We start from the raw sequence: 17,186 nt of genomic DNA on the forward strand, positions 1-17,186 counted from the left end.
CCCCTCTGTGACTGCCTCGACCGCATCCCCCCAGTCGCCTGCGTGGCTTGCCACGCTGCAGGCCCGCCTGACGCCCAAGCCTGTGCAGGAGCGCGCCACCGACGGCCGCCTCTACACGCTGCTCGCCGTCATCGCCGTCGTCTGCGCGGCGTTCACGCTGCTGTATCCGTCGACACCGACCTACGACCCCTGGTCGTGGATCGTGTGGGGGCGCGAGATCATCCACTTCGACCTCGTCACGACCGACGGTCCGTCGTGGAAGCCGCTGACGGTCATCTTCACGACGCTGTTCGCGCCGTTCGGCAGCATCGCGCCGGACCTCTGGCTCGTCGTCGGCCGCGCCGGCGCGTTCATGGCCGTCTTCCTCGCCTTCCGGCTCGCCTGGCGGCTGACCGGCGGCTCGCTGCCGGCGCGCGCGATCGCCGGTGTGATCGCCGCGATGGCGCTGTTCATCAGCTCGCAGTTCATCCGCAACATGACGCTCGGCAACTCCGAGGGGCTGCTGGTCGCGTTCACGCTGTGGGGGATCGAGCGACACCTCGACGGCAAGTACCGCCAGGCCTTCTTCCTCGGCTTCCTGTCGGCACTCCTGCGCCCGGAGATCTGGCCGTTCCTCGGCCTCTACGGACTCTGGCTGATGCTGATCGACCGCGATCGCCGCACGCTCATCCTGGTGCTGACCTGCGGCGTGCTGATCCCGGTCCTGTGGCTGCTGCCGGAGTACTGGGGCTCGGGCAACTTCTGGCGCGCGGCCGACCGTGCGCAGCAGCCGAGCCCGAACAGCCCCGCGTTCGCGGAGCATCCGGCTTGGCAGGTGATCAAGAACACCTGGCCGCTGATGCTGACGCCGGTCAAGGCGGCGGCCGCGTTCGCGCTGGTCGTCGCCTGCTGGCAGTGGGTCAAGCACAGACGCGACCTCGCGGTGATATCCGTCTTCGGGCTCGCGGTGTTGTGGATCGGGCTGATCGCGCTGATGACCGAGGCCGGCTTCTCCGGCAACCCGCGCTACATCATCCTCGGCACGACGCTCATCGCCGTCGTCGGCGGCGTCGGCTTCGGCCGCGCGGTCGACATCGCGGGCGCCGTCGTCAGCCGGATCGGCAACGACGGCAACCGCAACTGGCTCGCGCTCGGCACGGGCGTGCTCGCCTGCGTCGTGCTGCTCGGCGCGACCTACCACTGGGCCGGTCCGCGCTTCCGCAGCTTCGGCAACCTCGACCGCGCGCTGCGCTACCAGGCGGAGCTGCGGATCGACCTCAGCGACGCGCTCGACAAGGTCGGCGGCGGCGAGCGGTTCGCCTCCTGCGGCACGATGGCGACCGGCACCTACCAGGTCCCGATGGTCGCCTGGTACGTGCACAGACACACCCAGGACGTCGGCCTCGACGTGCTGCCGGGCAGAGGCTCGGCCGTCGCGTCGCGCTCGACCGGCGCTGCTCCGTGGGCGCCTCCGGGACCGTTCCCGGCGGGCTACGAGCGACTCGTCATGCAGCGCACCACGCACCTGTACTCGACCTGTCCAGCACCAGGCGCCTAGGGCCTGGGTAACCTCTCCTTCGCCGATGGCCACCGTCGCAGTCCCCCGTTCTGAGCGCAGATTCGATCTGCGCGCCTCAGACGGCGTCCTCGCAGCGATCACCCTGATCGCGCTGGTCGCGCTGTCGATCTACGTGCGCACGCGCGCGATCAGCGGTTCCTTCTGGATGGACGAGGGGCTGTCGGTCGGCATCTCCTCGCACGACCTGCTCGACATCCCGGGCGTCCTCAGAGAGGACGGCTCGCCGCCGCTCTACTACATGGGCCTGCATGTCTGGATGGACGTCTTCGGCCGCACCGAGACGGCGGTCCACTGGTTCTCGCTGACCGCCTCGCTGCTGACGATCCCGTCGGCGATGTGGGCCGGCTGGAGCCTCTGGGGCAAGCGCGCCGGCTTCATCGGCGCGGCGCTCTGCACGCTGTCGCCGTTCCTCACCTCCTACGGCGAGGAAGCGCGCATGTACGCGCTGATGACGCTGTGGGCGCTGCTCGCCACGGCGTTCTTCCTGCACGCCTTCGTCTACCGCCGCGGCCGCCTCTACATCGCCGGCTTCGCGCTCTTCCAGACGCTGATGCTCTACACGCACGGCTGGGGGATCTTCTACGGCATCGGCGCGTTCCTGGCGTTGATCCTGATCTGGAGCCGCAGCGAGGAGAGAAGAGCGCTTGCGATCGACGGCCTGGCCGCCTTCTGCGCCGCCGCGATCCTGTTCCTGCCGTGGCTGCCGACGCTGCTGTTCCAGACTGCGCACACGGCCGCTCCGTGGGGCAGAGCGCCGCGCTTCGGCGCGCCGATCCAGATCTCGCGCGACCTGCTCGGCGGCGACCGGTCGTCGATCATCCTGCTGCTGATCGGCGGCTTCGGCCTGGCGACGGCGCTGCAGGCGCACAGAGGCCGTCGCGACGGCGAGCGGCTGTCGATCTACGTGCTCGTGCTGATGCCGGTCGTGACGCTCGCGATCGCTTGGACGCTGTCGCAGATAACGCCGGCGTGGGCGTCGCGCTACTTCGCCGTCGCGCTCGGCCCGATCCTGCTGCTGGCGGCGCTCGGCCTGGCGCGCGCGAAGACGCTCGGCATCTGCGCGCTCGCCGTGCTGATGCTGTTCTGGCTCAACCCGAAGCCGTTCGTGGACGGCTACAAGTCCGACGTGCGCGACATCGGCGCCGAGGCCGGATCGCTGATGAGACCGAACGACATGGTGATAGTCGGCCAGCCCGAGCAGGTCCCGGTCGCCTGGTATTACATGCCCGGCGGCCTCAGATACGCCGACACCGCCGGTCCCGTCGCCGATCCCCGTCACATGGACTGGATCGACGCGATGGACAAGTACGAAGCGGCACAGCCGCGGGAGGTCGTGCCAAGACTGCTTGATAGCCTGCAGCCCGGCCAGAAGGTCCTGTTCATGCGACCCCTCACCGAGGGCGTCGAGAACTGGTCGGCCCCGTGGACGCAGCTCGCCCGGCGCCGCTCGGCGCAGTTCGGTGCGATCCTTGCGCAGGCCGTCAGAGACGGCGAGCTCAGAGAGCTCGCGGTCGCACCGAAGTTCTACCGCGGGGCATCGACCGTCGGCAACGTCGGGATCCTCTACGAGAAGGTGTCCGACAGACCGATGACGCAACTCCCCTGACACGCCGCAGAGAAGACGAACGGATATGACTGAGAACGAGACGAGAACCACCAAGCCCGCCTCCGAGGACAGCCGCCCGTACGTCGTGCTCGGCGGCGGACCCGCCGGCCTGACCGCGGGCTACCTGCTCGCCAAGCGCGGCGAGCCCGTGATCGTGCTGGAGTCGACCGACATGGTCGGCGGCATCGCCCGCACCGAGGTGCGCAGAGCGCCCGACGGCGGCGAGTACCGCTTCGACCTCGGTGGTCACCGCTTCTTCACGAAGGTCAGAGAGGTCGACGATCTCTGGCTGGAGATCATGAAGGGCGAGTTCCTGCTGCGCCCGCGCCAGTCGCGCATCTACTGGCGGCGCAAGTTCCTCCAGTACCCGCTCGAGGGCATGGACGTCATCAAGAAGCTCGGCCCGGTCGACCTCAGCAAGGCCTTCCTCTCCTACCTCTACGCGGCGATCAAGACGAAGGTCCGCCCGCAGCGAGAGGACACCTTCGAGCAGTGGGTCTCCAACCGCTTCGGCAGATTCCTCTTCACGCAGTTCTTCAAGACCTACACCGAGAAGGTGTGGGGCGTGCCGACATCGGAGCTGCGCGCCGACTGGGCCGCGCAGCGGATAAAGGGCCTGTCGTTCTTCGCGGCCGCGAAGGCCGCGTTCTTCGGCAACAAGGGCAACGAGATCAGATCGCTGATCGGCGAGTTCCACTACCCCAGATTCGGCCCCGGCCAGATGTGGGAGAGAATGCAGTCCGACATCGAGGAGCAGGGCGGCGAGGTGCGGATGAACGCGCCCGTCACCAGAATCCTGATCGAAGACGGCAAGGCCGTCGGCGTGATCGCCGGCGGCGAGACGATCAAGGCGCGCGCCGTGATCTCCTCGCTGCCGCTCGGCGTGACGACGAAGATCACCGATCCGGAGGCGCCCGCCGAGGTCCGCGACGCCGGTCGCAACCTGCGCTACCGCGACTTCCTCACGGTCTCGCTCGTGATCGACGGCGGTGACCTCTTCCCCGACAACTGGATCTACATCCACGAGCCGGGCGTGCAGGTCGGCCGCATCCAGAACTTCCGCTCCTGGTCGCCGTACATGGTCCCCAACGACCACGAGGCGTCGATCGGCATGGAGTACTTCTGCTTCGAGGGCGACTCGCTCTGGAACATGAACGACGAAGACCTCGTCGAGCTGGCCAAGCGCGAGCTGGGGCAGATGGGCCTCGGCGACCCGTCGAAGGTCACGATGGGCTTTGCGACTCGCGTCCACAAGGCCTACCCGGTCTACGACGAGGAGTACGCGAGAAACCTCGAGGTCGTCAAGAACTGGCTCGCCGAGACGCCGAACCTCGTCCAGGTCGGCCGCAACGGCCTGCACCGCTACAACAACTCCGACCACTCGATGCTGACGGCGATGCGCGCGGTCGACAATCTCGTCGACGGCACCAGACACGACATCTGGGGCGTCAACGCCGAGCAGGAGTACCACGAGGAGGGCGACGACTCGTCCTCCGACAAGGTCAACGGCCAGGGCGACCGCAACGCGGTCAACCCGTACCCGTACAGAGAGTCGCCGCCGCTGAACGAGCGCGAGCAGGCCGCGAAGACCTCGTCGTAGGCGGGCGGCCGCGCCCGGCGGCGCGCGGGATCCCCGCAGCGGGCGCGCCCCGAGCCGGCGGCGACGGAGCGCCGTCGGCGGTCTGGGCGCTGCGGCACGACTCAAGTCGTCGGCGGCGTCTGCCGATCCCGGAGGCATGGTCCGAGCGCCTGCGCACTCACGCGCAGGCGCTGGTCGTTGTCGCCACCGTCCGGAGGTCGTGCCCGCATGTCCCGTCGTCTCGTCCCATCCTTGCTCCTCGCGCTGCTGGCGCTCGGCGCCGTCCCAGCGCTCGCCGGCGCGGCGACTCCGCAGACCGTCCCCGGCGAGGTCGTCGTGCGCTTCGCCAAGGGGACCGCGACCACCGTCCAACGGCAGGCGGTCTCCGCCGCCGGTGCCGAGCGCTCGGCCGCGATCGCGCTGCCGTCCACGCGCGTGGTGCGCCTGGAGGACGGCGTCTCGCAGCGCTCGGCGATCAGCAGGCTGCAAGGGCGCGACGACGTCCTGTGGGCCGAGCCGAACTACGTCTACCACGCCGAGCGGTTGCCGGACGATCCGCGCCTGCCGCAGCTGTGGGGGTTGAGCAACAGCGGTCAGAGCGTTCCACAGGCGCTCGCGCCTGGAGACAACGGGCTGCGCGCCGGCATCCCGGGGGTCGACCTCGGCGCCGCGCGCGCCTGGGACGTGACGACCGGCTCGGCGCAGACGCTCGTCGGCGTCGTCGACACCGGCATCGCGCACCACGAGGATCTCGACGCCAACCTGCGCGTCGACCTCTCGCGTGACTTCCGCGACCCCTTCGACGACGCCGGCGACGCGACCGCGGACGCCAACGGCCACGGCACGCACGTCGCCGGCACGATCGGCGCCGTGGGCGACAACGGGATCGGCGTGGCGGGCGTCAACTGGAACGTCGGCCTGGTCGCGCTGCGAGCGCTCGACGCCGGGAGCGGCACGAGCGCTGACATCGCGGCGGCCTTCGCCTACGCCGGCGCGCTCGGGCTGCCGGTCGTCAATGCCAGCCTCGGCGGACCGGGGCGCTCGCAGGCGATCGGCGACGCGCTGCGGCTGTCGACCGGCACGCTGTTCGTCGTCGCCGCCGGCAACGACGGCGAGGACGTCGACGGCGGCGACTCCTACCCGTGCAGATTCGAGTACGACAACGTGCTGTGCGTCGCCGCGACCGGCAACGTCGGCGACCTGTCGTGGTTCTCCAACTACGGCCGCGAGACGGTCGACGTCGGCGCGCCCGGCAGCCAGGTGCTCAGCACGGTGCCGACCTACCTGACGGCGCACGCGCTGACGATCGACGCCGCCGATTTCCCCGTCGACTGGACGACCGGGCCGGCCGGCCAGGAATGGACGGCGGTCTCCGAGCCGGACGGCGACGAGCTGGTCGGCCCCGGCGCCGGCTCGGTGCCGCCGAACCTCGACAGCTTCCTCCTCAGCAGACCGTGGAGCCTGGCCGGCAGACGCGGCTGCTCGCTGGAGGCGCAGATGAACCTCGACCTCGGCGACCCGGAGGAGCCCAGCGGCGCCGTCGTGCTCGAACGCACGATCGACGGAGCAGGCTGGACGGAGATCGGCCGCGAGACGACGACCGCCGGCTGGCGGACCAGCTCCCTGCCGCTGCTCGCGGACGGCGCCGAGCAGGTGCGGTTGCGCATCCGGCTGGTGACTGACGACGTCGTTGCGCCCGGCCTCGGCGGCGCGCGCATCGCCACGTTGCGCGCGCGCTGCCTCGACGACGCCAGCCATGACGGCTACGCCCTCTTCAACGGCACGTCGATGGCCTCGCCGCATGTCGCCGGCGCCGCCGCGCTCCTGGTCGCCAAGGACCCCCGGCTGACGAGCGCGCAGCTGCGCGACGCGCTGACCTCGACCGTCGTGCCGGACCCCGCGCTGTTCGGGCGCACGGTGACCGGTGGGCGCGTCGACGTCGCCGCTGCGCTGGCCGCCCTCACGCCGCAACCGCAGCCGCCGGCTCCGCAGCCGCCGGCTCCGCCCGCCCCGCAGCCGCCAGCTCCGCCGGTCTCGCAGCCGCCGGCCCTGCAGCCGGGCGGCACGATCGCGACGGCGCTGCGCGCCAGCCTGCGCGTCGGCCCGCAGCGGCTCGGCCGCGGTGGGACGATCACGGCGCTGGTGGGCGTCAGCGCGCCGGCGTCGGTGCGCGCCACCGGTCGCCTCGACTGGCGCCGCGGCGGCGTGTCGCTGCGCGGCGTCCGTCGCACGCTGCGCGCCGGCGACGCGGTCCAGCTTCGCCTGCGGCTGGCGCCCCGCTCGCTGATGCGCGTCCAGCAGGCGCGCCGCGCCGGGCGCGCCGTGACCGCCGTCGTGCGGCTGCGCGTCGCGCCGCGCGGCGAGGGCAGAGCGGTCACGATCACCAGCCGCGCGCGGATCCGGTAGCGGATCCGCGCGTCAGCCGACGCCGAACAGCCGCGACGCCTCCTCCGTGCTCAGCTCACCGAGCGCGGGCGGGGCGGTCGCGTGGCGCGGCGGCGTGCGCGACATCCGGACCGGGTTGCGCGGGACGCGGGTCGGTGGCGGCGGGTCCGACGTGGCCACGTGCGCGGCCTCCCCGCCGGGGAGCCGCGTCAGCTCCGCGATCGGGTCCAGGCCGAGGCGCTCCGCGAGCGCGAAGGCTCTGGCGACGTCGTTGACCTCGCCGGCCGGGACGCCGACGGCCAGCAGGCGCTCGGCCCACGTCGCAGCGGGCTGCGTGCGCAGGCGCTGCTGCAGCAGGTCGCGCAGCTGCTCGCGCGCGGTGACGCGGGCGGGGTTGGTCGCGAAGCGGGGGTCGCTCGCGAGCGCGGGGGTGCCGAGCAGCTCGCAGAGGCGCGCGAACTGGCGGTCGTTGCCGACGGCCAGCACCAGCTGGGTCCCGTCGCCGGCGTCGAACAGCTCGTACGGCGCGACGCTGGGGTGGGCGTTGCCCATCCGCTGCGGCACGACGCCGCCCGCCGTGTAGCCCGAGGCCTGGTTGACGAGCGCGGCCAGCAGCGACGACAGCAGGTCGATCTCGATCCGCTGGCCCTCGCCCGTCTCGCTGCGGTGGCGCAGCGCGGCGAGGATGCCGGTCGTCGCGAACAGCCCGGCGATCACGTCGACGAGCGCGACGCCCGCCTTCTGCGGCTCGCCGCCGGCCGCCCCGGTGACCGACATCAGCCCGCCGAGTCCCTGCACGAGCAGGTCGTAGCCGGGCATCCGCGCGCCCTCGCCGGTGCTGCCGAAGCCGCTGATCGTCGCGTAGACGAGCGCCGGGTTGACGGCGGCGAGCGTCGCGTGGTCGAGGCCCAGTCTCGTCATCACGCCGGGGCGGAAGTTCTCGACGACGACGTCGGCCTTCGCCGCGAGCGCCTGCGCGGTCGCGAGGTCGGCCGGGTCCTGCAGGTCGAGCGCCAGCGAGCGCTTGTTGCGGTTGACGGAGAGGTAGTAGGTGGCGGTGCCGGCGGCGTCGTGCGGGGGACCCCATGCGCGCGTGTCGTCGCCGCAGCCGGGCCGCTCGACCTTCACGACCGTCGCGCCGTAATCGGCCAGCAGCATCGTCGCGAGGGGTCCGGCGAGCACGCGCGAGAAGTCGAGCACGAGCACGTCGCCGAGTGCGGTGGCGTTCATTCTTAGATTTTATAAGATTCACGCATGACCGCATCGACCAGACCCTCCCAGCCGTTGCGCGCGAACGACTTCCTCGGTATCGACGCGTTGCTCAGCGATGAGGAGCGCGACATCCGTGATGCGGTGCGCGCCTTCGTCGCCGATCGCGTCACGCCCCACGTCGGCGACTGGTTCGAGGCCGCGACGATCCCGGCCGAGCTGCCGAAGCAGCTCGGCGACCTCGAGGTGCTCGGGATGCACCTGACCGGCTATGGCTGCGCGGGTGCGAGTGCGACCGCCTACGGCCTGGCGTGCATGGAGTTGGAGGCGGGCGACTCGGGGGTGCGCAGCCTCGTCTCGGTGCAGGGGTCGTTGGCGATGTTCGCGATCTGGCGGTGGGGGTCGGAGGCGCAGAAGCAGGAGTGGTTGCCGCGGATGGCGGCCGGTGAGGCGATCGGCTGCTTCGGCCTGACCGAGCCCGACTCCGGCTCCGATCCCGGCTCGATGCGCACGCACGCCAAGCGCGACGGCGGCGATTGGGTCCTCAACGGCCAGAAGATGTGGATCACGAACGGGTCGATCGCTGACGTGGCGGTGGTGTGGGCGAGAACCGAGGAGGGCGTGCGCGGGTTCCTGGTGCCGAGGGGGGCGCCCGGTTTCAGTGCGCCGGAGATCCACAAGAAGCTGTCGCTGCGCGCCTCGGTCACATCCGAGCTGGTGCTTGACGACGTGCGGTTGCCTGACAGTGCGCGGCTGCCGGAGGCGACCTCGCTGCGCGGGCCGTTGTCGTGTCTGAACGAGGCTCGCTACGGGATCGTCTGGGGCGCGGCTGGCGCGGCGCGCGCGTGCTTGGAGTCGGCGCTGGAGTACGCCAAGACGCGCGTGCAGTTCGACCGCCCGATCGCGTCGTTTCAGCTGATTCAGGCGAGACTGGCCGAGATGGCGGTGAAGGTGAACCAGTCGACGCTGCTGGCGTTGCATCTCGGCCGTCTGAAGGATGCCGGTGCGCTGCGGCCTGAGCACGTCAGCATGGGCAAGCTCGCGAACGTCAACGCGGCGCTCGACGTCGCGCGCACGGCCCGTCAGGTGTTGGGCGCGAACGGGATCACGCTTGAGTATCCGGTGATCCGGCACATGAACAACTTGGAGTCGGTCGTGACCTACGAGGGCACCGCTGACGTCCACGCACTCGTGATCGGCCACGCGCTGACGGGAATCCAGGCGTTTCGGTGAAGGCCGCTCCGCGACCCAACCGCACCTCCCAGGAGCACGCGGTGCAGTGGCTGCGCGCGGCGATCGTCGCGCGCGAGCTGCGGCCGGGCGCGCGTGTCGTGCAGGAGGACGTCGCCGAGCGGATCGGCGTCAGCGTCGTGCCGGTGCGCGAGGCGCTGCGCGTGCTGGAGCAGGAGGGGCAGCTGACGTACCGGCCGCGGCGCGGCTACTTCGTGACCGAGCTGGACGTCGCCGACCTGGAGGAGATCTACGCGCTGCGGGCGCTGCTGGAGGCGCGCGCCGTGCGCCACGCGCTGCCGACGCTCGACGCGGAGGCGCTGGAGCGGATGGAATCGGCGGCGCGCGACTGCGTCGTCGCCGCCGCGGCGGGCGACGTGGCGGCGGAGCTGGAGGCGAATCGCCGCTTTCACCTCGGCTTGCTCGAGGCACCGGATCAGCCGCATCTGCTGCGCCTGATCCGGACGCTGTGGGACTCGACCGAGTCCTACCGCGCGCTCTACTACAACACCCCTGAGGAGCGCGACGCGGCGGCCGTCGCGCACGAACGGATCATGGCGGCGGTGCGGGGTGGCGCGGCGGATCCGCTGATCGCCGAGCTGGACGCCCACCGCGAGCGGGCGCTCGTCGTGCTGCGCGAGATCCTGGCGGGAGAGTAGGAGCGGTCGTCTGCTGGTCTCACAGACCAGCAGACGACCGCTCCTCTCGCTCAGCTGCGCCGTCTGGTCGACGCGCGCGCCGAGATGCGGTGGGGGACGACGACGTGGCGAGGGGTCTCCTGCCCGTCGAGCAACTCGACCAGCAGCGCTGCGGCGCTGCGGCCGATCTCGCCGGGGTTGAGGTCGAGCGTCGTCAGCTCCGGTCTGGCCGCCTCGGGCGCCTGGCTCTCCGTCGCGGTCGTCGCCAGCAGCAGGTCCTCGGGCACGCGCACGCCGAGCGTCTCGGCGGCCAGCAGCGTGCCGTAGGCGAGCCGGTCGTAGGTCGCGAAGATCGCGTCGGGCGGCTGCGGCAGCGCCAGCAGCTCGCCCGCCGCGGCGTGGCCGGCGCGCTCGGTCAGGCCCAGCTCCGTCGTCTTCACGAGCGGCTCGACGCGGTGCTGGGCGCACCACTCGCGGTAGGCGCGCTCGACGTCGAGCGTGTAGGAGATCTCCAGCGGGCTGGTCATCAGCGCGATCCGCTGCCCGCCGCGCCTGGCGAGGTGGTCGAGGATCGCGCGCGTGCCGGCTATGTGGTCGTTGTCGACCCAGCAGGAGCGCTCGTCGTCGCCGGGCACGCGACCGGTCGTGACGACGGTGATGCCGGCTCTCTGCAGCGCTGCGACGAGCGGATCGTCGCGGACCGGGTCGACGATGATCGCGCCGTCGACGGCGATCCCGCTCTGCGGCTCCAGCGCCCCGTCGGCGGGGGCGAGCACGAGCGCGTAGCCGTCGCCGATCGCGGCGGTCGAGGCGGACATCATCAGCTGCGCGAAGTAGGCGAAGTCGGTCACCGCGAACGGCGGGCCGCCGCGCTGGGAGACGGCGAGCCCGAGCAGCCCGGTTCTGCCGACGACGAGGTTGCGGGCGGTCGCGTTGGGGCGATATCCGAGCTCGTCGGCGATCGAACGGACGCGCGTTCGCGTCGCCTCAGGCAGGCGGCCCTTGTCGTTGAGCGCGTGCGAGACGGTCGTGACGGAGACCCCGGCGGCGGCCGCGACCTCCTTGATCCCGATCCGGGTGCGTTTCGACGCCATGTGGCGGACAGATTATCCGTGTGGAGGTTGACAATGCAAAAGCGTTTTCTCTAGGCTGCGCTGGAGGAAGTGCAAAAACGTCTTTTCACCTGAGGAGGGAAAGACTGTGTCGACCACCCCTGTCGATCCGACGATGTGGACCAGCCTGTTGCACGCCGGCCTCGTCGGATCGTTCCTGCGACTGCCCCACGTGCCGGCCGACTCCGATGCGCTGAAAAGCCATGGTGCCAAAGCAGCGATTTATGGTCTGCCGTGGGACGCTACCAACATCAGCCGCACAGGTGCGAACTACGGGCCGCGCGCGATCCGCGAGGTCTCGGCGCAGTTCCTCACCTACAACGCGACGCTCGACTTCGACCTGCTCGACCTGAAGCCGGTCGACACCGGCGACTGCGACGTCGTGCTCGCCAACGCCGTCGAGACGTTCGCCCGCGCGCAGTCCGACATCGGCGCGATCCTCGACGCGGGCGCGCTGCCGGTCACCTTCGGCGGCGACCACTCGATCACGATCCCGGCCGTGCGCGCCGTGCGCGACAGGATCGCCGACCCCGGCCTCGTGCTGATCGACATGCACCTCGACACCGCGCCGGACGTCGGCGGCGAGGAGCTGAACCACTGCTGCCCGGTCGTGCGCGCCGTCGACGCCGGCTTCGATCCGAAGAAGATCGCGCTCGTCGGGATCTCCGGCTGGATGAACCCGCGCACCGAACTGGCCTACTGCCGCGAGCACGGCATCACCGTGATCTGGCTGGAGGAGATCTGGGCGCGCGGCACGAGATGGGCGGCCGACAAGGCGCGCGAGGTCGCGGGCGCCGGCGACGGGATCTACCTCTCCTTCGACGTCGACTCGCTCGACGCCGCGCACGCGCTCGGCACCTGCTGCCCGTCGCCGGGCGGCCTCACCTCCCGCGAGGCGATCGAGCTGGTGCGCGGTGTCTCGCAGGACGGCCTGATCGGCGTCGACGTCGTCGAGACGGCGCCGAGCCTCGAGGCCGGCGCGAGCTCGCCGACGGCGCTGATCGCCGGGCGTGTGGCGCTGGAGGCGATGGCGTTCCATGCGGGCGCGCGCCTGCCGGACGTCGTCACGGCGGGAGCCGGCCGCGAGGCCTGAGCCCGATGCGCGTCCTGCTCGCACAGCTGGACCCGGCGCCGGGCGACCCCGGTGCCAACGCCGCGACGATCGCGGCCACGCTCGCCGATCACCCTGAGGCGCAGCTGGCGGTCTTCCCAGAGCTGTTCCTGACCGGCTACGACCTGGAGCGCGTGCTCGCGCTCGCGCTGGTGCCGCCGGACGCGGCCACGGCGGCCGGCGACGCCGTGGCGGCTGCGCGCGCGCCGCGGGCGGCCGACCCGTTCGCGACGATCTGCGAGGCCGCGCGTCGTCACCGCACCGCGCTGCTCGTCGGCTTCCCCGAGCTGACGATCGACGGCGGCGTCGCCAACGCGCTCGCGTGCATAGACGCCGACGGCCGCCACGTCGCGACCTACCGCAAGGCGAACCTGTTCGCGGCGGAGGCGGCGGCGTTCGTGGCGGGCGACGAGCTGCTCGTCGTCGAGCTGGCCGGCCACCGCATCGGCCTGCTGACCTGCTTCGACGTCGAGTTCCCGGAACCGGCGCGGCTGCTCGCGCGCGCGGGGGCGCAGCTGCTCGTGACGGTCGCGGCGAACATGGAGCCGTACGGTCCCGACCACGCGCTGGCGGCCCGCGCGCGGGCGCTCGACAACCGCCTCCCGCACGTCTACGTCAACCGCGTCGGCAGCGAGGCGGGGCTGCGATTCGTCGGCGGCAGCGCGGTGCTGGCGCCGGACGGGTCGCCGATCGCGCAACTGGACCGCGACGCGGGCGCGGCCGGCACCGAGGCGCCCGGCAGCGCCGCCGCCGCTGTACGCGTCGTCGAGATCCCCCTTGGCGTCGCCGCGAAACCGCAGGTCAACTATCTGGAGCATCTGCGCGACGACCTCGTCGCGAAGGTCGTATCGTCCCCGAGCGTCACCGGAGGAACGCCATGAGCAACGAAGCACCAGGTCTCTTCACACGCAGAGCGACCGGCCTCGTGCGCGAGGGGCGGACGCGCGATGCGCTGTTCTACAACCTGCTGTGGTCGAGCGTCGCGCTGACGTTCGCCTTCTTCTGGTTGTTCGCCGCGTTCTATCCCGGCGCGAACGCCCTGCTCGCGTTCCTGATCGCTGCCGCGCTCGGCCTTCCAGGCGCGTTCCTGTACGCGATGCTGACGCAGCTGATGCCGCGCACCGGCGGCGACTACGTCTTCAACAGCCGCTCCCTGCACCCGTCGATCGGCTTCGCCGGCAACTTCTCCTACTCGATCTGGCTGGCGGTCGTGATCGGCGTCTACTCGACCTACATCGCCGCGTACGGCTTCGGCGCGTTCGGTCGCATGATGGCCGGCTACGGCGCCGGCGACGGCTGGCTCTCGTTCGGCGACTGGTTCTCGACCAGACCGGGCCTGTTCATCACCGGCACCGTCGTGCTGATCCTGTCGGCCGCGATCTTCGCCTTCGGCGGCGTGCGGCTGTTCTTCAAGATCCAGGTCGTCGCGTTCGCGCTGTACCTGCTCGGCGCGATCGTCGTGCCGGTGCTCGTCGGCCTCCTCACCAGCCACGGCACGTTCGTCGGCAACTTCGACGACTACGCCGCCAACCTCGGCGTGCAGGACGCGGCCGCGAAGCTCGCGGCCTCCGCGCAGGACGCCGGCTTCGCGCCCGCCGACTTCAGCTTCGAGATGACCGTGAGAGCGGTCTCGATCTTCTGGTTCATCTTCGGCTTCATCTTCTCCAGCAACTACTTCGCCGGCGAGATCCGGCTCGCGAAGCGGACGCACATCTACTCGATGCCGGGCGCGGTGCTGCTCGCCGTGCTGGTGCTGCTGTGCATGGTTCCGACCTACACGCACGTGATCGGCTACGACTTCAGCTACATGCTCGGGTTGGCGGATCCGACCGCGTACGGCTTCACCGCGGGCGCCCCCGCCTACCCCGAGCTGATCGGGATCGCGTCGGGCAGCCCGGTGATCGGGATCGTCGCGATCCTCGGCTTCACGATCGGCCTGCTGACGTGGCTGCCGCAGACGCTGATGCTCGTCAGCCGCAACATGTTCGCCTGGTCGTTCGACAACGTGATGCCGGCGAAGCTGTCCTACGTCGACCCGCGCTCGCGCTCGCCGCTGATAGCGATCGGCGTGATGCTGGTGCTGTCGATCGCCTCGACCGCGATCTACTCGTTCACGACCTGGTTCAGCTCGATCGCGGCCCTGCTGGGCCTGACGCTGCCGTTGCTGGTCACCGCGATCGCCGGCACGCTGCTGCCGTTCCGCCACCCGGAGCTGGTCGAGTCCTCGCCCTATTCCGGCAAGGTGCTCGGGATCCCGGTGCTGACCGCCGTCGGCTCGCTCGCGATCGTCGGCTTCGCCGGCGCGATCGCGATCCTGCTGTGGGACCCGTCCTCGGGCGTCTCGCTGAGCGAGAACTCGGGCAAGGTCTTCCTCGTGATCGGCATCTACCTGGCGGGCATCGCGATCTGGTGGATCTCGCGTGCGATCCGCAAGTCGCAGGGCATCGACGTCGACCTCGCGTACCGCGAGCTTCCGGCGGCATAGGCGATGGGGCTGTTCCGCAAGAAGGACGGCGGCGGCGGAGCCGCCACGCGCCTCTACTACGCCTCCGACATCCACGGCTCGGGCGTCCTCTGGCGCAAGTTCCTCAACGCCGGCAAGGCCTATGACGCCGACGTGCTCGTGATGGGCGGCGACGTGACCGGCAAGGTCGTCGTCCCGCTCGTCGAGCAGGCCGACGGCTTCCACGTCGACCTGTTCGGCCAGAGATCGGTGATCAGCGGCGAGGCGCTGGAGGAGATGGAGAACAAGATCCGCAACAACGGCATGTACCCGCACCGGATGAGCGGTGCGGACGTGCAGCGGGTCGCGGCGCTGAGCGAGGAGGAGCGCGAGGCGTGGTTCGCCGACGTGATGCGCCAGACCTTCGACGGCTGGCTCGCGCTCGCCGACGAGCGGCTCGACGCCTCCAAGCGCTGCTTCGTGATGCCGGGCAACGACGACCCGGCCGGCGTCGACGTCTCGATCGAGCAGGCGGCGAAGGTGGAGGCGTGCGACGGGCGTGTCGTCGCCTTCGGCGACCACACGATGATCTCGCTCGGCTACGCGAACACGACCCCGTTCGACTCGCCGCGCGAGCTGACCGAGGAGGAGCTGTACGCGCGCGTCTGCGCGATGGCCGACGAGGCCGGCGACATGACGCGCTGCATCTTCAACCTGCACGTGCCGCCGTACGACTCGACGCTGGACACCGCGCCGGCGCTGGACGAGACGCTCGCGGTCGTGATGTCGGGCTCGGCGCCGAAGATGATCGGCGTCGGCTCGACGGCGGTCAGAGAGGCGATCGAGAGATACCAGCCGCTGCTGTCGCTGCACGGGCACGTGCACGAGTCGCCCGGGGCGGTCAGAATCGGGCGGACGCTTGCGATCAACCCCGGCAGCGACTACCACACGGGTCGCATCAACGGGTGCCTGATCACGCTGAAGGGCGACGGCGTCCGCCACCAGTTCGTCACCGGATGACGGGAACCGAGAGATGACCGACGACGCGCGCCCGTTCAGCGATCGCCTGCCGCAGGAGGGCCGCGAGCTGGTCGCCGCGGCGCAGGCGCAGGGACTGCAGGTGCGCCTGCTCGGCGGGATCGCGATCCTGCTGCTGCTGGGCGACCGCTTCGACCCCGCCTTCGCGCGCCCCTACCGCGACGTCGACATCTTCTGCGGCCGCAAGGACGGGCGCGGGGTCGAGCAGTTGCTGTCGGGGCGGGGGTGGGCGCCCGCGGTCGAGTTCAACACGCTCGGCGGCGGCCGCCGGCTGCTGTTCCACGATCCGCTCAGCGAGGCGCAGGTCGACGTCTTCGTCGGCGAGTTCTCGATGTGCCACGAGCTGCCGCTCGCCGACAGCCTCGGTCGGCCGGGTCCGTCGCTGCCCGCGACCGACCTCGTGATGACGAAGCTGCAGATCGTCGAGCTGAACGCGAAGGACCGCAGCGACCTCTACGCGCTGTTGTCCGGCTGCGACGTCGGCGACGGCGACGAGCGCGCGATCGAGCCGGCGCGGCTGGCGTCGCTGACCGGCCGCGACTGGGGTCTGCACCACACGTTCGAGCTGAACCTTGCGCGTCTGCGCGCCGGGGTCGACTCCGGCGAGGGACCGGCGAGCGCGGGCGCCGCGATCGACGCGCTGGCGACGGCGATGGAGACCGAGCCGAAGTCACGCGGCTGGAAGATGCGCGCGAAGATCGGCGAGCGCAAGCGCTGGTACGAGCTGCCGGAGGAAGTCGAGCGGGAGGGGTGAGCGGGAAGACGCACACGCGCCGCGCCGCGTCGTTAAGCTCGTTTCATGAACCGCTTCGTCGCGATGATCGTCATCGTCGCGGCGCTCGCCGCCTTGCCCGCGGCGGCGCTCGCGCAAGACAACCCCTTCCTGCCGCCCGATCAACAGCAGCAGGCGCCTTCGCTGCAGCCGTCGACGCCGCCGCCGCCCGCGCCGGTCGAGGACCGCGACGACGGCGACGGGCTCAGCCCCGGCGTCGGGATAGCGATCGGCGTGATCGTGCTCGGGCTGATAGGCGGCATCTGGTTCTTCATCGCGCGTGACGCGCGCGAGGCCGCGCCGGACCGCAGACGCGTGCACACCGCGCGCACCGAGCCCGACGCGGCGGAGCGCGCGACGCCCGGCTCGCGCGGCCGCCACCACACGCGCGCGACGACCAGAAGGAAGCCGAGCAAGCAGGAGCAGAAGCGCCGCAAGCGCGGTCGCGCGCGCTGACGTCCAGCGCGCCGTCAGCAGCGGCGCGCGCATGACAGACTCTCTTGTG

14 protein-coding genes are annotated in these 17,186 nt (G+C 71.1%); 12 read left to right on the forward strand and 2 right to left on the reverse strand.

Translation table 11 applies throughout. The annotated features are described in order from the left end of the window. Positions 1-82: 82 nt before the first annotated feature. The 4 genes from Q7L65_RS15420 (at position 83) to Q7L65_RS15435 (ending at position 7,149) form a co-directional block, all read left to right on the forward strand. Positions 83-1,537: a hypothetical protein gene (locus Q7L65_RS15420; RefSeq protein WP_304722371.1), complete on the forward strand. Its 1,455-nt coding sequence runs from the start codon at positions 83-85 to the stop codon at positions 1,535-1,537. A 25-nt stretch (positions 1,538-1,562) separates the two neighbouring features. Beyond that, positions 1,563-3,164 carry a glycosyltransferase family 39 protein gene (locus Q7L65_RS15425; protein WP_304722372.1) on the forward strand — a complete coding sequence of 534 codons (1,602 nt, stop codon included), beginning with the start codon at positions 1,563-1,565 and terminating at the stop codon, positions 3,162-3,164. 25 nt (positions 3,165-3,189) lie between these two features. Next, positions 3,190-4,764, forward strand: a complete 1,575-nt coding sequence (locus Q7L65_RS15430) for an NAD(P)/FAD-dependent oxidoreductase (RefSeq protein ID WP_304722373.1) — start codon at positions 3,190-3,192, stop codon at positions 4,762-4,764. Between the two features lie 231 nt (positions 4,765-4,995). Next, the gene (locus tag Q7L65_RS15435; RefSeq protein ID WP_304722374.1) at positions 4,996-7,149 is read left to right on the forward strand and encodes a S8 family serine peptidase; all 2,154 of its coding nucleotides are present in this window, start codon (positions 4,996-4,998) and stop codon (positions 7,147-7,149) included. Positions 7,150-7,161: 12 nt separating this feature from the next. On the opposite strand, the gene Q7L65_RS15440 is transcribed toward Q7L65_RS15435, so the two are convergent. After that, the gene (locus Q7L65_RS15440) at positions 7,162-8,358 is read right to left on the reverse strand and encodes a CaiB/BaiF CoA-transferase family protein (protein WP_304722375.1); all 1,197 of its coding nucleotides are present in this window, start codon (positions 8,356-8,358) and stop codon (positions 7,162-7,164) included. 24 nt (positions 8,359-8,382) lie between these two features. Between Q7L65_RS15440 and Q7L65_RS15445 the strand changes: the two genes are divergently transcribed. After that, on the forward strand, positions 8,383-9,570 hold the full coding sequence (locus tag Q7L65_RS15445) for an acyl-CoA dehydrogenase family protein (protein ID WP_304722377.1): 1,188 nt from the start codon (positions 8,383-8,385) through the stop codon (positions 9,568-9,570). Next, positions 9,567-10,226 (forward strand): GntR family transcriptional regulator, encoded by a 660-nt coding sequence (locus Q7L65_RS15450; RefSeq protein WP_304722379.1) that lies wholly within the window; start codon positions 9,567-9,569, stop codon positions 10,224-10,226. The genes Q7L65_RS15445 and Q7L65_RS15450 overlap by 4 nt, the downstream gene beginning before the upstream one ends. A 50-nt stretch (positions 10,227-10,276) precedes the next feature. Here the strand turns inward: Q7L65_RS15450 and Q7L65_RS15455 are convergent, their stop codons facing one another. Continuing rightward, positions 10,277-11,299 carry a LacI family DNA-binding transcriptional regulator gene (locus Q7L65_RS15455; RefSeq protein WP_304722380.1) on the reverse strand — a complete coding sequence of 341 codons (1,023 nt, stop codon included), beginning with the start codon at positions 11,297-11,299 and terminating at the stop codon, positions 10,277-10,279. A gap of 106 nt (positions 11,300-11,405) precedes the next feature. On the opposite strand from Q7L65_RS15455, the gene speB reads away from it, so the two are divergent. From speB to Q7L65_RS15485, 6 genes are read left to right on the forward strand one after another with little or no spacing between them, the layout of a single operon-like run. After that, a complete protein-coding gene (gene speB / locus Q7L65_RS15460) occupies positions 11,406-12,410 on the forward strand; it encodes an agmatinase (RefSeq protein WP_304722381.1) in 1,005 nt (334 codons plus the stop codon). Between the two features lie 5 nt (positions 12,411-12,415). Continuing rightward, entirely contained in the window at positions 12,416-13,309 is an 894-nt protein-coding gene (locus tag Q7L65_RS15465) for a nitrilase-related carbon-nitrogen hydrolase (RefSeq protein WP_304722382.1), read from the forward strand. Further along, positions 13,306-14,913 (forward strand): amino acid permease, encoded by a 1,608-nt coding sequence (locus Q7L65_RS15470; RefSeq protein ID WP_304722383.1) that lies wholly within the window; start codon positions 13,306-13,308, stop codon positions 14,911-14,913. The genes Q7L65_RS15465 and Q7L65_RS15470 overlap by 4 nt, the downstream gene beginning before the upstream one ends. A 3-nt stretch (positions 14,914-14,916) precedes the next feature. Further along, entirely contained in the window at positions 14,917-15,891 is a 975-nt protein-coding gene (locus Q7L65_RS15475; protein ID WP_304722384.1) for a hypothetical protein, read from the forward strand. A 13-nt stretch (positions 15,892-15,904) separates the two neighbouring features. Then, positions 15,905-16,663, forward strand: coding sequence for a hypothetical protein (locus tag Q7L65_RS15480; protein ID WP_304722385.1), 759 nt, complete (start codon positions 15,905-15,907; stop codon positions 16,661-16,663). A 45-nt stretch (positions 16,664-16,708) separates the two neighbouring features. Further along, positions 16,709-17,137 (forward strand): hypothetical protein, encoded by a 429-nt coding sequence (locus Q7L65_RS15485; RefSeq protein ID WP_304722386.1) that lies wholly within the window; start codon positions 16,709-16,711, stop codon positions 17,135-17,137. Positions 17,138-17,186: the final 49 nt, after the last annotated feature.

Source organism: Conexibacter sp. CPCC 206217, from assembly GCF_030646165.1.
Taxonomy (GTDB): domain Bacteria; phylum Actinomycetota; class Thermoleophilia; order Solirubrobacterales; family Solirubrobacteraceae; genus Conexibacter.

Bases quoted from the DNA above. Each gene is read 5' to 3' on its own strand.
- Q7L65_RS15445 (WP_304722377.1), top strand. From the start codon at position 8,383: ATGACCGCATCGACCAGACCCTCCCAGCCGTTGCGCGCGAACGACTTC.
- Q7L65_RS15425 (WP_304722372.1), top strand. From the start codon at position 1,563: ATGGCCACCGTCGCAGTCCCCCGTTCTGAGCGCAGATTCGATCTGCGC.
- Q7L65_RS15470 (WP_304722383.1), top strand. From the start codon at position 13,306: ATGAGCAACGAAGCACCAGGTCTCTTCACACGCAGAGCGACCGGCCTC.
- Q7L65_RS15465 (WP_304722382.1), top strand. From the start codon at position 12,416: ATGCGCGTCCTGCTCGCACAGCTGGACCCGGCGCCGGGCGACCCCGGT.
- Q7L65_RS15440 (WP_304722375.1), bottom strand. From the start codon at position 8,358: ATGAACGCCACCGCACTCGGCGACGTGCTCGTGCTCGACTTCTCGCGC.
- Q7L65_RS15455 (WP_304722380.1), bottom strand. From the start codon at position 11,299: ATGGCGTCGAAACGCACCCGGATCGGGATCAAGGAGGTCGCGGCCGCC.
- Q7L65_RS15480 (WP_304722385.1), top strand. From the start codon at position 15,905: ATGACCGACGACGCGCGCCCGTTCAGCGATCGCCTGCCGCAGGAGGGC.
- Q7L65_RS15475 (WP_304722384.1), top strand. From the start codon at position 14,917: ATGGGGCTGTTCCGCAAGAAGGACGGCGGCGGCGGAGCCGCCACGCGC.
- Q7L65_RS15430 (WP_304722373.1), top strand. From the start codon at position 3,190: ATGACTGAGAACGAGACGAGAACCACCAAGCCCGCCTCCGAGGACAGC.
- Q7L65_RS15485 (WP_304722386.1), top strand. From the start codon at position 16,709: ATGAACCGCTTCGTCGCGATGATCGTCATCGTCGCGGCGCTCGCCGCC.